The organism is Acinetobacter sp. S54, from assembly GCF_016624945.1.
Lineage (GTDB): Bacteria > Pseudomonadota > Gammaproteobacteria > Pseudomonadales > Moraxellaceae > Acinetobacter.
The window spans coordinates 1-15,865 of record NZ_JACVUI010000002.1; the positions used below are offsets into that span (position 1 = coordinate 1).

16 protein-coding genes and 1 rRNA gene are annotated in these 15,865 nt (G+C 37.9%); 10 read left to right on the forward strand and 7 right to left on the reverse strand.

What is annotated here, in order from left to right; all coding sequences use genetic code 11:
- The 4 genes from IAE20_RS02860 to IAE20_RS02875 form a co-directional block, all read right to left on the reverse strand.
- A 16S ribosomal RNA gene (locus tag IAE20_RS02860) occupies window positions 1–126 on the reverse strand; the annotation flags it as partial.
- 341 nt (window positions 127–467) lie between these two features.
- Window positions 468–1,715 (reverse strand): CaiB/BaiF CoA transferase family protein, encoded by a 1,248-nt coding sequence (locus IAE20_RS02865; RefSeq protein WP_200459380.1) that lies wholly within the window; start codon window positions 1,713–1,715, stop codon window positions 468–470.
- A gap of 51 nt (window positions 1,716–1,766) precedes the next feature.
- A complete protein-coding gene (locus tag IAE20_RS02870; protein ID WP_200459381.1) occupies window positions 1,767–3,083 on the reverse strand; it encodes an MFS transporter in 1,317 nt (438 codons plus the stop codon).
- 240 nt (window positions 3,084–3,323) lie between these two features.
- Complete coding sequence (locus IAE20_RS02875; RefSeq protein WP_200459836.1) at window positions 3,324–4,550, reverse strand: acyl-CoA dehydrogenase; 1,227 nt, start codon at window positions 4,548–4,550, stop codon at window positions 3,324–3,326.
- Window positions 4,551–4,791: 241 nt separating this feature from the next.
- On the opposite strand from IAE20_RS02875, the gene IAE20_RS02880 reads away from it, so the two are divergent.
- The gene (locus tag IAE20_RS02880) at window positions 4,792–5,757 is read left to right on the forward strand and encodes a LysR substrate-binding domain-containing protein (protein WP_200481051.1); all 966 of its coding nucleotides are present in this window, start codon (window positions 4,792–4,794) and stop codon (window positions 5,755–5,757) included.
- Here the strand turns inward: IAE20_RS02880 and IAE20_RS02885 are convergent.
- Window positions 5,754–6,077, reverse strand: coding sequence for a hypothetical protein (locus IAE20_RS02885; protein WP_200481052.1), 324 nt, complete (start codon window positions 6,075–6,077; stop codon window positions 5,754–5,756). The genes IAE20_RS02880 and IAE20_RS02885 overlap by 4 nt on opposite strands.
- 182 nt (window positions 6,078–6,259) lie before the next feature.
- On the opposite strand from IAE20_RS02885, the gene IAE20_RS02890 reads away from it, so the two are divergent.
- Together IAE20_RS02890 and IAE20_RS02895 are read left to right on the forward strand one after the other, a co-directional pair.
- Window positions 6,260–6,697 (forward strand): guanosine-3',5'-bis(diphosphate) 3'-pyrophosphohydrolase, encoded by a 438-nt coding sequence (locus IAE20_RS02890; protein WP_200459384.1) that lies wholly within the window; start codon window positions 6,260–6,262, stop codon window positions 6,695–6,697.
- A 102-nt stretch (window positions 6,698–6,799) separates the two neighbouring features.
- Window positions 6,800–7,699 (forward strand): LysR family transcriptional regulator, encoded by a 900-nt coding sequence (locus IAE20_RS02895; RefSeq protein ID WP_200459385.1) that lies wholly within the window; start codon window positions 6,800–6,802, stop codon window positions 7,697–7,699.
- A gap of 46 nt (window positions 7,700–7,745) precedes the next feature.
- On the opposite strand, the gene map is transcribed toward IAE20_RS02895, so the two are convergent.
- Window positions 7,746–8,567: a type I methionyl aminopeptidase gene (gene map / locus IAE20_RS02900; RefSeq protein ID WP_200481053.1), complete on the reverse strand. Its 822-nt coding sequence runs from the start codon at window positions 8,565–8,567 to the stop codon at window positions 7,746–7,748.
- 338 nt (window positions 8,568–8,905) lie between these two features.
- On the opposite strand from map, the gene brnQ reads away from it, so the two are divergent.
- A complete protein-coding gene (brnQ, locus tag IAE20_RS02905) occupies window positions 8,906–10,207 on the forward strand; it encodes a branched-chain amino acid transport system II carrier protein (protein ID WP_200481054.1) in 1,302 nt (433 codons plus the stop codon).
- 594 nt (window positions 10,208–10,801) lie between these two features.
- Window positions 10,802–11,062, forward strand: coding sequence for a hypothetical protein (locus IAE20_RS02910; protein WP_200459388.1), 261 nt, complete (start codon window positions 10,802–10,804; stop codon window positions 11,060–11,062).
- A gap of 36 nt (window positions 11,063–11,098) precedes the next feature.
- Here the strand turns inward: IAE20_RS02910 and IAE20_RS02915 are convergent, their stop codons facing one another.
- A complete protein-coding gene (locus IAE20_RS02915) occupies window positions 11,099–11,551 on the reverse strand; it encodes a hypothetical protein (RefSeq protein ID WP_200481055.1) in 453 nt (150 codons plus the stop codon).
- 134 nt (window positions 11,552–11,685) lie between these two features.
- Here IAE20_RS02915 and IAE20_RS02920 point away from each other — a divergent pair, with 134 nt between their 5' ends.
- The 5 genes from IAE20_RS02920 to accB all read left to right on the forward strand — a co-directional run bounded on the left by IAE20_RS02920 (window position 11,686) and on the right by accB (window position 15,854).
- Window positions 11,686–12,543 (forward strand): alpha/beta fold hydrolase, encoded by an 858-nt coding sequence (locus tag IAE20_RS02920; protein WP_200481056.1) that lies wholly within the window; start codon window positions 11,686–11,688, stop codon window positions 12,541–12,543.
- 249 nt (window positions 12,544–12,792) lie between these two features.
- Entirely contained in the window at window positions 12,793–13,392 is a 600-nt protein-coding gene (locus tag IAE20_RS02925; RefSeq protein ID WP_200459391.1) for a LexA family protein, read from the forward strand.
- Window positions 13,393–13,395: 3 nt separating this feature from the next.
- Window positions 13,396–14,721, forward strand: coding sequence for a Y-family DNA polymerase (locus tag IAE20_RS02930; protein WP_200459392.1), 1,326 nt, complete (start codon window positions 13,396–13,398; stop codon window positions 14,719–14,721).
- A gap of 236 nt (window positions 14,722–14,957) precedes the next feature.
- Window positions 14,958–15,407, forward strand: coding sequence for a type II 3-dehydroquinate dehydratase (aroQ, locus tag IAE20_RS02935; RefSeq protein WP_200481057.1), 450 nt, complete (start codon window positions 14,958–14,960; stop codon window positions 15,405–15,407).
- A 27-nt stretch (window positions 15,408–15,434) separates the two neighbouring features.
- Window positions 15,435–15,854: an acetyl-CoA carboxylase biotin carboxyl carrier protein gene (gene accB, locus IAE20_RS02940; protein ID WP_200481058.1), complete on the forward strand. Its 420-nt coding sequence runs from the start codon at window positions 15,435–15,437 to the stop codon at window positions 15,852–15,854.
- The last annotated feature ends 11 nt before the right edge of the window (window positions 15,855–15,865 follow it).

Consider the following 15,865-nt stretch of genomic DNA (forward strand, 5'->3'; position numbering starts at 1 on the left):
GATTCCTAAGTATTACTCACCCGTCCGCCGCTAAGGTCAATACCGAAGTACATCCCCCCGCTCGACTTGCATGTGTTAAGCCTGCCGCCAGCGTTCAATCTGAGCCATGATCAAACTCTTCAGTTAAAATCATTTCGCACCTTATTAAAGACAAGGTGCCAATTCTGGCTCATCAATTTCCTGACTTAAATTTCGCTCAAATAAACTTCGAGTAATTTAAACCAATCAATTAATGATAATATTTCGATTAATCAATTAGTAAAAATCCACACAAGTTGTTCTTCTATGCTCTTAATGATCTATTCCTTGCCTCGTCAGCAAAAAATTTAACGCAAAACTCTTACCAAAATCTTAACCCTTAATAGCCAAGATCTTCATCGTGTTTCGCGTCGGGATGCTGCGTATTCTATACATTTTGTAAATCAACGCAAGTCATAATTTTAAAAAAACTTTTAACAGGGTAATTTTTAATCAATATTGATCTTTTCTTCATATTCCTTGTTTGCTTTTCCATCAATTATACCTTTTTCATTTAATTGATTAAGTTGAGCATCTGATTTATAGCGCTTCAATATTTTAAAAGTATGTTCACCCAATTGCGGTGGTGCATTGCGATATTCAATTGGAGTCTCTGACAATTTAATAGGCGAGGCAATCATATTAAATGCCTGATTCTGTAAATGTGGAATATTTACGATCATCTGACGTGCCTGAATTTGTGGTTCATTTAACGCATCTTCAATCGAGTTAATCATGCCTACAGGAACTTTTTTAGCGTGAATCCTTTCTACCCAATAATTTGCAGCGTGCGCTAGGAAATGAGCACTCAATATCGCGATTAGTTTATTTCTATTTGCAACACGATCTTTATTGGTCAGATAATCTGAACGTTCTAACAAATCGGTTCGTTCAATAGCAATACACAAATCCCTAAATTGTTTATCATTACCACAAGCAATAATAAAATCTTTATCTTTAGCTTTGAATAACTGATATGGAACAATATTAGGATGTGCATTTCCCATTCGTACAGGGGATTTTCCTGTAGTCAGAAAGTTCATACCTTGATTAGCGAGTGCCGCAACTTGTACATCTAAAAGAGACAAATCAATATGTTGTCCTTTACCTGTAGTTAAACGTGACCATAATGCTGCCTGAATCGCAACTGTGGCATACAGGCCAGTTTGAATATCTGCAACCGCAACACCGACTTTTTGTGGTTCTTGATTCTCTTCACCAGTAATACTCATTAGCCCAGACATGCCTTGAATAACAAAATCATAACCAGGTTCTTCTGCACGCGGACCTGTTTGCCCAAACCCTGTAATTGAACAATAAATCAATTGGGGATTAATTTTATTTAGCGTTGCATAATCCAATCCATATTTTGCCAATGAACCTGCTTTATAATTTTCAATCAGCACATCTGCATCTTTGACCATTTCCTGAATCAGTTGTTGTCCTTCTTCAGAGGCAATATCAATAGCTACAGAATATTTATTACGATTAGCTGCTTGGTAGTAACCTGCTTCTTTAGTGAGTTGTCCCTGATTATTTAACATCCACGGTGGTCCCCACATACGAGTATCATCACCCACTTTGGGACGTTCCACTTTAATGACTTCTGCACCCAAGTCTGCCAGAATTTGACCACACCACGGTCCTGCTAAAACCCGACTCAGATCCAGTACAGTTAAACCGGTCAATGCGCCCATATTTGCTCCTCCAAAAGCTGACGTCCGAACGAAATGTCAGCCTTGTTTAATTCATGATTTTTGCGGATCGTACTGACGATCTTTAATAAATAAACCCGGCAATACACCTGCGATAAAATAGGCTGCACCCATTACAATAAATGCCATCGTAAAAGTGCCACCAGATGCCAAAAAGCCAATAGTTGCAGGTGCAATCGCAGCACCAACACGACCAATGTTATAAGCACCGCCAATAGCAGTTCCACGTACATCTGTTGAGAATGATTCCGCCATATAGGTTGCATTCACACCATATGGAATACCGTAAAGAAAACCGAAGGTGATCAATAAATAAAGAATATTGTCAGGCGTGTTAAAGAAAATAATCACAGGCAAGAAAATTGCGCTAGCAAGCGTACCAAAGACAAAAACGGCACGGCGATTAAATTTATCGGCTAAATATCCTGCTAAAATTTTGCCAAGAATCATGGCGGTATACGAACCAACCATATAACTCGTCAGCGATTTAAAGTTCATATGGACTTCAGTTTCAAGATAACTCGGCATCCAGTTGTTAATCCCGTAATAACCAAATTGCAAAAAGAATGCGGTGGTCATCCAAAGTAAAAACATTTTACGATGCTTAAAATTATTGAAAATTTGTTTATAAATACTGCTGCTTTTAGGTTTGACGTCCTGTTGCTCAGTTTTTTGTTTTTCTGGGTTTAAAGCTGCAATTTTTGTTAATTGCCATGATTTAGGTTCAGGAACAAAGCGCTGTAAAATGACATTAATAATTGCAGGAATCACCGTAATAAAAAACAGAATACGCCAGCCATGTTCAGGAATAATCGCTCCTGCTAAAAGCGTTGCGACAATATAACCCACAGTTTGCCCAGTCTGTAATGTTCCTAAAACAGTAGTACGGTATGAAGTCGGTACATATTCAGCCATCAAGGTATTACATGCCATATAAAGTGCACCAATTCCTAGAGCACCAATAAAACGAAGTGCCATAAACTGATCAAAGCTTTGGGTAAAGCCCAAAAGACACGTTGCAATTGAAAAGAATGTGACCGAATGAGCAATGGTTCTGACACGTCCAAACTTGTCACATGCCCACCCCCCTAAAATACCACCGATTCCCATACCTGCTAGCGATGCACTGCCTAATGCACCCGCCTGAAACGTCGACAAACCAAAATCTGCTTTTAAACTGGTCAAACTATAAGACAGCAACATAATATCGATCCCATCGACCACCATCGCAAAGTAGGCAAATAACAGCGCCCATTTCCAGGTGTTGGGGGTGATTCGATCATAAGTTCCGATATTGGAAGCTAAACTACGGGGAAGATTTCCTGCAACCGTTTGAACATCATTGTTCATGTTATTTCACCTCATTTTTCCTAAATGAGTCTTGGTTTTTCATCGATTGATCATGTCCTGATCGCTTTGCTACTGATGTTGTATCTAGCCCAAGCAAAGTGTCACGTTCCCATGAAAAATTTCATGATGAATCCCTGACTGTTTGTTTGTATTATCTTTTTTTAGACAAAAATCCTTAAAGACACGCGCTAAGCGCATCTTTAATTAAGCTTGATTTGGATTTAAAAAATTTGAAGCGACTTAGTTGCCAAATGCTGCGATACCGGTTTGAGCACGTCCCAAAATTAAAGCGTGTACATCATGTGTTCCCTCATAAGTATTCACGACTTCAAGATTAACCAAATGACGCGCAACGCCGAATTCATCACTAATGCCATTGCCGCCCATCATGTCACGAGCTAAACGTGCAATATCCAATGCTTTACCGCAATTATTACGTTTGATTAACGAGGTGCCTTCGACCGCAGCAATCCCTTCATCTTTCATACGACCAAACCGTAATGCCACCTGTAAACCCAGAGCAATTTCAGTTTGCATATCTGCCAGTTTTTTCTGAATAAGTTGGTTTGCAGCCAATGGACGCCCAAACTGTTTACGATCCAAGGTGTATTGACGTGCTGTATGCCAGCAAAATTCAGCTGCACCCATTGCGCCCCATGCGATCCCATAACGTGCACTATTCAAACAGGTAAATGGCCCCTTTAAACCACGAACTTCGGGAAATGCATTTTCTTCTGGAACAAATACATTATCCATGACAATTTCACCAGTAATTGAAGCACGTAAACCAACCTTACCGTGAATTGCTGGAGCAGAAAGTCCTTCCCAACCTTTTTCTAAAATAAAACCGCGGATTTCACCCACATTGCCTTCAGCAGAAACTTCTTTTGCCCAGACCACAAACACATCCGCAATTGGGCTGTTAGTAATCCACATTTTGGCGCCCGTCAAACGATAACCACCTTCTACTTTTTTGGCACGTGTAATCATGCTTCCCGGATCAGAACCATGATCAGGTTCAGTCAATCCGAAACAGCCAATATATTCACCCGCGGCAAGTTTTGGTAAATATTTTTGCTTTTGTTCTTCTGTACCAAATTCATTAATTGGTACCATCACTAAAGAACTTTGCACACTTGCCATTGAACGATAACCTGAATCGACACGTTCTATTTCTCGTGCGATCAGACCATAGCTGACATAATTTAAACCTGAGCCACCGTATTGTTCTGGAATAGTAGGTCCAAGCAGCCCCAACTCACCCATTTCGCGAAAAATAGCAGGATCAGTGGTTTCATGACGAAATTGTTCTAACACACGTGTCATCAATTTATCCTGACAATATGCGTGTGCAGAATCACGAATCATGCGCTCTTCTTCAGTTAACTGTTGTTCGAGTAAGAATGGATCTTCCCAATTGAAGTGAACACGTGCAGATTTTTTAGCTGTATCGACCATTTGATTCATCGCTTCCCTAGCCTGTTTGTTTGTCATTGACCTGATGCTACGATGTCATGGTCAAAGCAGCAAACGATAAATTTGCATACAGTCATTCCATTTACGCATATCTTATGCTTGTTTTAGATCAGAGTTTGATCTAGATTCTAAGAAATAAGCTACTCTGATCATAAATATGATATAGAGCATTTAAAAATTATATGTGATTTCCAAATATCTTGATTTCACAACTGCAACAAGGAAGTATGATATGCGGCGCATGATTCCATCTTTACAAGCATTGATTTGTTTTGAATCAGCTGCCAAGCATAAAAGTTATACCTATGCAGCTCAGGAACTTTCCATTACTCAAAGCGCAGTGTCTCGACAAATCCAACAATTGGAAGAATTTTTAAATATTGAGTTGTTTAATCGCACCCGTCACGGTGTTGAATTGACACAGGCGGGTGAGCAATATTTTAAGAGTATCAAACCGTATTTACTTGGAATCGAACAAAGTACATTGGATTTAATGTCACATAAAGGCTTGGGTGGAACGTTAAAACTCGGTGTAGTCCCGACTTTTGCCACGCGCTGGTTATTGCCCCGGTTATATCGTTTTAATGAAATTTATCCTGAAATTACGATCCATCTTGAAACTAGTACTAAACCTTTTTTATTTAGTGATCATATTTTTGATGCGGCTATTTATGCGGGGACACCTTCTCAAATTGAAAACTGGCCAGGTGCAAAAATTCAATTTCTGATGCAGGAAGAAGTTGTACCGGTTTGCTCTTTAGCCCTGATTCAAAAATATTTTTCTGACATTCATATTGATCACAAACAGCCCATTGATTTATCGCCTGAACAAATTAGTCAATTACCATTATTACAACAAACCACACGACCTTATATCTGGAAAGAATGGTTTACTGCTGCAGAATATGATTACCCGTATGCTATGGAAGGTCAGCGTCATGAGCTTTTTTCCATGCTGGCGGTAGCAGCGACCCATCATTTAGGTGTAGCTTTAATTCCACAAATGTTACTTGAAAAAGAATTGGGCAATGGTGATCTGGTTATTGCATCCTCATTAAAATTGGTCGGAGCGCGCTCTTACTATTTTGTTTATTCAGAGCAACACAACAATGCACTAATTCTAAAGTTTACTGAATGGTTGGAAAAAGAAGTGACCACTTATCAGTCCAAAACTTCTCAGCAATCAAACCAAGATTAATCAGGACTAAACCCCACATAGCGTGATAAATTTTGAACGCCCAAATCAGTTTGAATGATGGTTAACTCAGGATATGCTGTCTGACGAATTGCTGCAAAAATATTCATATCTGGATCTTCATGTAACTCATCTACAGTTTGTTGCATGTGAACTTCAAATCGATCTGCAATAAACTCAAATCCCAGATCCATAGCGATAAATAAAGTATGCTCACAAGGCTGAACGTATTGCTCCTGCGCCCAGTCAACTACTGCATACTGGCAAATTGGACAGCAAATATTGGTAGAAGCATCAGACTGCTGAATAAGATGGTAAGACATATGCTTTACTCAAAAATTTAGCTTAATAGTGTAAAAGAAATATTTGCTTGCATCTAATTTTTTTAAAATCGACCTTGGGTGAATTGCTATTCATTTCAACTCATGCTTATTATTCTATAAAGAAAAAAACGTGCTCAATTGTGTGAATTCTGAATTAATGGCATTTTTGAAATGGAGATTTCATGTCAACACTAGAAAAAGCCATTGCACTGGCAACAAAAAAACATGCGGGACAACTTGATAAAGCGGGGCAACCTTATATTTTACATCCTCTACGATTGATGCTAAATGTTGAAGGTATGGATCAAAAAATGGTCGCAGTAATGCATGATTTATTGGAAGATACAGACACTACGATTGTGGATTTAATTACTTTGGGGTTTAGCCAGAATATAATCGATGCGGTAGTCGCATTGACGAAGAAAGAAGGTGAAAGCCGTTTAGATGCAGCCAAAAGAATCGTGAAAAATTCACTGGCTAGAACCATCAAGCTGGCAGATCTTGCAGATAATATGGATCTAAGCCGAATCCAATCGCCAACTCAACGCGATTTTTTGAGGCTAGAAGAATATAAAAAAGTAAAAGAGTTTCTACTTAACCCTCCCGCAGCTTTAGCATAATTTGACTTATTTACTCAGGTTTAACATAACACTCTAAAATTATTGGGTATAATGTGCAGCAATCCTTATAACATTAAATTTTCTGCCGAATGGAAACCCATTATGCTCACTGATTTAGACGATTTTTATTGTTTTGCTTTAGTCGTTGAACATGGTGGATTTAGTGCGGCCGAACGTGCCACTGACATTCCAAAATCCAAACTCAGTCGTCGTGTCTATAACCTCGAAGAACGCCTTGGTGTACGTCTAATTCAGCGCAGTTCTCGCCATTTTGCAGTGACTGAAATCGGTATGAATGTGTATCGACATGCTCAAGTCATGATGAATGCTGCACAAGCTGCGCATGATCTAGTCGATCACTTGAGTGTTAAACCTCGTGGTGTGATCAAAGTGACCGTCCCAGTTGATATTGCACAAAATCAGATGTCACAAATTTTGCCCGATTTTTTGAAATTGTATCCTGAAATTCGTGTACAGCTTATTATTAGTAATCGACGTTTTGATGTGATTAATGAAGGGATCGATCTTGCCTTACGCGTACGCTCCAATCTAGATGATGACCCGAGTCTGGTAATCCGCCAGTTCAGCACCATTGAACAACATATTTTTGCCAGTCAGGCGTATTTAAACGAATACGGCTCAATCAAAAAGCCTGAAGATCTTGCTGAACACCGCATTTTAAGTCTGGCCGATGATCATCTAGATCAGCAAATCATCTTACACAACATGCAAAATCAACAAGATAAAATTAAAGTCAATCCAGTGGTTATGGCCTCAAATCTCTTAATGCTAGCAAAACTAGCAAGCCAAAACTGTGGTGTAGCTTTACTTCCGGATACGATTGCCAATGAATATTTGCGCACGGGTGAATTGGTGCGAATTTTGCCTGACTGGAAAGCACCGCACGGTATTTTTCATGCAGTTTATCCATCACGTCGCGGTCAATTGCCTGCTGTTCGAGTGTTTATTGATTATTTAGTTGAACAATTAGGCACAAGATAACAATAAATACAGCTTATTTCTGTAGAAATAAGCTGTATACAAATATTTACTGAGCCACTGTTACAGCTAAAACTTCAATATCAGGATATGAGCCCGTGCCATTTGGCCACGGCGTAAGTAATTCATAACCTGTTTCAGTTACCGCGACCATATGCTCCCATTGTGCCGATAGCGATTTATCTTTGGTAATCACTGTCCAGCCATCACTTAACTCTTTAACTTGTGCATGCCCTGCATTGACCATTGGCTCAATCGTAAAGACCATTCCTTTTTGCAAAACCATACCCTGTCCTGGCTGACCGTAATGCAGAATATTGGGTTGTTCATGATAAATTTTTCCAATACCATGACCACAGTATTCACGTACAATACTATAGCCTTCAGCCTGAGCAACCGATTGGATCGCATATCCAATATCACCCAAGGTTGCCCCGGGCTTAACGACTTGAATACCTGCATGCATAGCTTTATAAGTAGTTTCAACGAGTTTTTTTGCGTCTGGACGAACATCACCCACCAAATACATACGACTCGTATCACCAAAATAGCCATCTTTAATAATAGCAACATCAATATTAATAATATCGCCATCTTCCAGAATTTTAGTCGGAGAAGGAATTCCATGACAAACCACTTCATTAACTGAAGTACAGGTGGTTTTAGTAAAACCGTGATAACCTATATTGGCTGGAATCACCTGCAATGTATTCACAATATAATCATTGCAAATATCATCCAGATATTCAGTACTAACACCCGGTTTAACATGTTCAGCAATCATCTCCAGAACCTGCGCAGCCAGACGACCAGAAATACGCAAATTTTCAATATCTTGTTCAGTTTTGATGGTAACTGTAGATGCTCGCATTGCAATCCCCTCTATGATTGTATGAATTATACTCCCTTTATCATCCTACTTGCATCGTATTAATGCTTATCATTTCTAATTAGAAAGTATCATCATAAAATTTAGATCATTTTTTAATCAAATGATTCTTATCTTTCCTCCTGTTCATAACAAAAATTTATAAGTAAAGCATTGAAGCCACTAAAATTTCAATTTTGTTTTCAAAAGTTTAATTTAACCATTTTTACCATTTATTCTAATTTCACTTTAATCCTCAACATTTCATTTGCTTAGATAATTGCACAAACATCCTATTTTTATACTAAAATTTGCATGTTTTTATTACTAACACCCACTTTATGACCAGTCTTCGCACTTCAGATATTATTGCACTCGGTTTTATGACCTTTGCTCTATTCATTGGGGCCGGTAATATTATTTTCCCACCGATTGTTGCTCAACAAGCAGGTGAACATGTATGGTTAGCCTCAGCTGGCTTTTTGATTACTGCTGTAGGTTTGCCTGTTATCACAATTATGGCGCTTTCACGTATGGAAGGCTCTATTGCCATGATTAGTTCACCGCTTGGACGTGTCGCTAGTCTACTATTGACGATTGTATGCTATTTATCGGTTGGACCATTATTTGCCACCCCACGGACTGCCACCGTCTCTTATGAAATCGGCTTCTCCTCTTATTTTGGTACATCAAGTCACAGCTTACTTATTTATAGTATTGTTTATTTTGCGTTTGTTACTTTAGTTTCGCTTTATCCAAATAAACTATTGGATACTGTGGGTCGTTTTCTCGCTCCTTTAAAAATTGCTGCACTGGCAGTTTTAGGTATTGCTGCTTTTCTGATCCCTTCAGGCTATATCCCACCTGCGATTAATAACTATGTGGCTCATCCTGTTTCCGAAGGCTTTGTAAATGGTTATTTAACCATGGATACTTTGGGTGCATTGGTATTTGGTATCGTGATTATTCAAGCGATTTATTCGCGTGGAGTACGTGAACCACGATTAGTGACACGCTATGCGGTGATTGCCAGCATTATTTCAGGCATTGGCTTAACCTTGGTTTATATTAGTTTGTTTAAACTTGGGCTAGGTAGTCATGAAGTTGCACCAAATGCAAGCAATGGCGCTGTCATTTTACATGCATATGTACAACACGCTTTTGGTGATTTGGGTTCCTTATTTTTAACTGTCTTAATCTTTATTGCCTGTATGGTGACTGCAATTGGCCTAACGTGTGCGTGTGCTGAGTATTTTGCACAGTTAACCAACCTACCATATAAATTGTTTGTGTTTGTTCTTGTTGGCTTTTCTTTATTAATTTCTAATCTGGGATTAACTAAACTCATCGCAATTTCAGTTCCTGTTTTAACTGCAATTTATCCCCCCGCTATCGTTGTGATTATGCTAAGTTTTTTCTGGAAATTCTGGCATGTACCCGCTCGCGTAGTGGCGCCTGTTACAGCTATTGCATTTTTATTTGGCATTATTGAAGGATTAAAAGTGGCTGGTTTTGAAGCATCTCTTCCTGATTTCGTTCAGAACTTACCATTAAATGCACAAAATTTGGCATGGCTTATTCCTTCTATTGCAGTACTTGTCATTTCTATTGTGATCGACAAAATCAAAAAACCAATCGTTTGATTATTTTGTTGTTAAATTAGACTCTCGTTTTACCCAAACTTGATTTTAAGCCCAATAAAAATGCCACTGTTTTTACCCAAAACAGGCATTTTTGTTTTAACTCCAATTTAAAACACGACATTTTGCAAAAAGCGTCATTCACTCCTATCAACATTTTCGTATAAAAATACTGCATCAAATTTTTTCGAAGAAATTTCTAAACGAGCTATAGAAATAGACTTATTACTCAATATTTTTAATTAAATTTTAAGAAAAGCCTTTTAGGCTAAAAATCAACCTCAGGTAGTGTACTTTTCAAAATAGCTGGCATGATTCATGCTTTATTTAGCTTAAGTCGTATGTTTCTTTTTAAAGAATTTACATACGATGTAAAAGGCTTCCAAATAATTTCTCAATATATATAAATATTTTTGATAGGAATACCGATATTTCTTACAAAAATATAAATAACTATCATATTTTTTATATATAAGGTAAGTATTTTGGAAAATAATGTTATCACCCCTTGAAATACCATCAAATTCAAAGTACAACTGTAATATTAATTCCGACTAAAACAATTATGTTTAGTCAAACTTAAAAGGAGGGATGGAGATGTTATCATTACATTTCAATAAGCAAGTCTTCATTAACGCTCTGAAGACCTCAGATACAGTGATTTATGGAATAACCACTGTTGCCCTGATGTTGACGCTTGCATTTCAGGGAATGATAAAAGGCAATTTAAAGCCCGAATACTTTATGTATGCGCTAGTGGTGTCTGTTGCCTTTTCAGTCTGGGCCTTTGTCGATCACAAATTCCGCCAGCTCAGCCTCGAACGCGCTAAAGCAAAAATGGAGAAAATGGATGATTAATCATCCATTTTTTATGCCTTATTTTACGTTAGCCTTTTAAACAAACTGAAGTATCACTCCAACTAGAAGAATAAATGTAGCGCCTACTTCCGCTACAATTAAACCCAGCATAGCGAATGTCATCATCCAAGTCGGTAAACGATGTTGACCCAGCTTATGGGGTGTTTGAAACTGATTGGTTGTGTCTTTTAAAAAACCATGCAAAACATAAGCACCCACTGAAAAGCTAAAAAAAATTAAATTTAAAATGACACAGATTAAATTAATCGATTCTGGCCAGACAGAAAAATAAGCTAACACTGACAATATCAAACTTGCCGGGGCATACAAAAGACTACTGCGGTGCGCTATATCAACATAATAATGTGCACGTGACTGCGGAGACTGACGAATTTGATAGTACTTCCAAACGCCTGTAAGCATGCCAATCCAAAGAAAAATTCCACTAAAAATAATTCCCAGCTTTACATCAAAACTCAAAAAAATCATGAGATTCCATCTCTATATTTATTTTTGGAAGCCCGTTATATAGCACATTTTGACTTTTAAGTCATAAAATTATCGGGTTTCTTTTTGGAACTCATATAAAGTAAAAATATAATTTTTTTGCTTTATGACACTCTATGGAAAATATTGAAAAGTTATGGATAAGTTGTAAAGATGGCTATCAACTTGCTGCCCAGCTCTACACTCCTTCTCAAATCAGTAAAACCTATCCTATTTTAATTTGCCCTGCTACAGGAATTACCCAGTCGTTTTATCATGCTTTTGCAAGTTGGTTGAGTCAACAAGGCTATGTTGTCATGATTTTCGATTTTCGTGGAATTGGGCAATCATTACATGGCCGTCTAAGTCAATCTTCTGCCAGTATTGTGGATTGGGGAACATTAGATATTCCTGCTGCAATCACAACGTTGTTAAGTCGAACACATGCAGAGAAAGTGATATTGCTTGGTCATAGTGCAGGTGGTCAACTTTTAGGGATTAACCCTCTTTACCATCAAGTGCATCGAGTGATTGCTGTTGCGGGTTCAACTGGCCATATAAAAGGCTTGAAAGGAAAAACTAAACTTCTTGCTCCCGTGATGTTTAATTTAGTATTTCCTGCATCAAGTCTCATCAAAGGATACGGAGCGACACAATTTATCGGCATGGGTGAAAATTTACCTAAACTAGTAGCCAAACAATGGCGTCAATTTTGTAGTCAACCTGGATATATTAAAAATGCTATAGGAAAAACTGTGCATCACGATTTCCATACTCAAATTGTATGCCCAGTGACTTCCATCTGGGCAACAGATGATGAAATTGCCACAGAAATAAATGTCAAAGATTTACTACGTCTTTATCCAAATGCACCTACAAAAATGATTGAACTAAATCCAAAGTCATTTGGATTTAAATCGATTGGCCACATGCTCATGTTTAAAAAATCTCATCAAACTTTATGGCCGTTAATTCAACAACAAATTGAGTCTTGATGTTTAGCATCTAAAAAGATCGAGAGTATTTTATCCATTAGGAGTACTCTCGATTTTTTAACGTAAATCGCGATCTTTAAAGTATCGAAAGTAATACTTAAATATCCCATATTGTCAGTGTAAGTTTAGCTCCCTCACTAAAATTCGTTCTTTGTCATGATGTTAAACATTAATTTTAAGTCGCGTCTGGAGTTTTTAGATTTCATTTGTTATCTTGATTACGTTACAAATTCATAATTTATGATTCTCATGAATAAAACCCTATCTGAACCACCTCATAAACACGGTGGAAAACGCAACAATGCAGGTCGAAAAGCACAGTATCAGGAAAAAACCGTAGTCATGCGTGTGCCTGTATCACGAGTAGATGCCATCAAATCATGGCTACAACCTCGGCCTCAAAATGATATTGAATCAATTCATAATATAAAAAAACTTGTAACAACAAGCTCTATTCACATTCCTTTTCCGCTGGAATCTATTGCCGCAGGATTTCCCTCACCTGCCCAGGATGATATTGAGCAAGAACTTGATCTTAATCAATATCTGGTGAAAAACCCCATATCCACATTTATGTTAAAAGTCAATTCACTGTCGATGCGTGATGCAGGAATAGACATAGGAGATAAAATTATTATTGATAAAGGATTGGAAGCCATGCATGGCGATATCGTGGTTGCATTACTTAATAATGAATTTACGGTAAAACGCTATATGTGTCCAAACAACACGCCTTATGATTTTTGGCTAAAAGCTGAAAACCCTGAATTTCCGGATATTTATCCCCATGAAAATGACAGCCTACAAATCTGGGGTGTCGTGACTTGTATTCTTAAAAAGCTGCGGTGAAATATGGCTCAATTTCATCAGGAATATTATGCGCTTATCGATATCAACAATTGTTATGTCAGCTGTGAGCGATTATTTCAACCCAAACTCAGTGATCAACCCGTTGTAGTTTTATCTAATAACGATGGCTGCGTAGTTTCGCGCAGCAATGAGGCAAAAGCACTGGGTATTAAAATGGCAGTACCATGGCATCAGATTAAAGACCATCCTCTCTATCAAGGCGTACAGGTGTTTTCTAGTAACTATACTTTATATGCTGAAATGTCACGCCGTTTTTTCCTTATTATTCAACAATTTTTTTATGCAGATGATACAGAAGCTTATTCTATCGATGAATGTTTTATCCATCTTACTGCCTACTCTACTATATTTGATTTAGAAGAGTATTGTCATCAACTGGTAAAAACGCTAAAGCAATGGCTAGGATTACCCTGCTCTATTGGCATCGGCCATAGTAAAACTCAGGCAAAACTAGCCAATCATTTCGCAAAAAAAATTGAGAGTTTTAACGATGTTTGCCATCTAGATAAACTAGATCCACTTATTTTAGAAGACTTAATGATCAACACACCTGCCAAAGAAGTCTGGGGCATTGGTCATCAAATCAGTAAAAGATTACAAAGCTATAATATTTATAATTCGTATGACTTAACTTTTGCCAATGAGCACTATCTTGGGAAAGAGTTTTCTGTGATTATTGCGCGTACAATCCGTGAGCTAAAAGGCCAATCCTGTATCTCACTGGATGACCCTCAAATTCCAAGCAAACGTATTTTGGCATCTCGAAGCTTTTCACAAAACCTAAATGATTTATCCCAACTAAAACAGGCTTTAATTTTTCATTTAAACCGAGCGCATCGCCGTTTGGTTAAGCAACAACAGCTATGCAATTGTATTCAGGTTTTTCTATATGAAAAAATAGACACCAAACCCTATAAAAAAGCGTGTACTCATGCGATTGGCCTTGAATACGCTACAGATGACTTACTTATTTTAAGCAAGCTTTCTTTACAACAACTTGATGTTTTATTTGATAAAAATAAAAAATATATCAAAATCGGCGTTATGTTTTGCGGATTATATCCTCGGCAGCAACATATCGATGACCTTTGGCAGCCCCTACAACAAATTCATGAACGGCAAAATTTGATGCTCACCCTTAGTTCAATTAAAAAACGCTTTGGTAATGAAAGTCTGCAAGTGGGTTATCATTCCTGCCAGTCACAATGGAAAATGAAGCAACTTTATCGCTCTCCTTATTACCTGACTCGATGGAATGAAGTTCTATGTATTGACGATTCACATATGGCTATTACACAAAATAAATGAACTGTTTTAGTCAATTAGGTTTAGAATAATAGCCAACTAAAAAACCTTAAAATTTGTCATTTTTTAACATTGTCAATTTTCAGCAAAGTTTGCAATATAGGTGCTAAGTTTTGGCAAACGCTTTCTGCTTCAATTAAAACAAATTATAAAAAACATGTAGAAAATTATGCCATAATAAGCAAACTTTGCAGACATCTTGCAAAGATTATTTGCATTTATGAATTGGAGCAAACAGAATGAGTTCAACCATTTTGGTGATTCATGGACCGAATTTGAACCTGTTAGGAAAACGTGAACCAGAAGTTTATGGGGATCTTACTCTTAATGATATCAATCAACAATTGATTGCCCAAGCTCAAAACTCCAATATTCAGTTAGAAACATTTCAGAGCAATTGGGAAGGTGCCATCGTTGATCGCATTCATCATGCCCAGTTAGAAGACATTAAATTTATCATTATTAACCCTGCCGCGCTAACTCACACTTCAGTTGCTCTACGCGACGCCTTGCTTGGCGTTGCTATTCCTTTTATTGAAGTTCATTTATCTAATGTACATGCGCGCGAAGCATTTCGCCATCACTCATATTTATCCGATAAAGCCGTTGGCGTTATTTGTGGTTTGGGAGCAAAAGGATATTCCTATGCGCTCGACACTGCCATCGGAAAACTGCAATCTTTTCATTAATTCACCATGATTTAGGAATACTCACCTATGGATATTCGCAAAATTAAGAAACTCATCGACTTGATGATTGAATCTGACTTACAAGCGATTGAGGTTAAAGAAGGTGATCAATCCATCTCACTTACTCGTCCAACCCCTGTTTACACTACTGCACCTATAGCAGCACCTGTTGCTGCTCCTTCAGCAGCAGCAGCAGCTAAAACACCACGTGGTGCGGTTGAAACTTCACCAATGGTGGGTGTGTTCTATGCTGCACCAAGTCCAGGTGAAGCACCTTTTGTAAAAGTTGGTCAAACTGTTTCTGCGGGTGAAACCTTGGGTATTATTGAAGCCATGAAAATCATGAACCCAATTGAAGCAACCCAAAGTGGTGTTGTTGAAGAAATCTTAGTGAAAAACGGTGAAGTGATTCAGTTCGGTCAACCATTATTCCGTTACCGCGCATAATCCACGGGGGC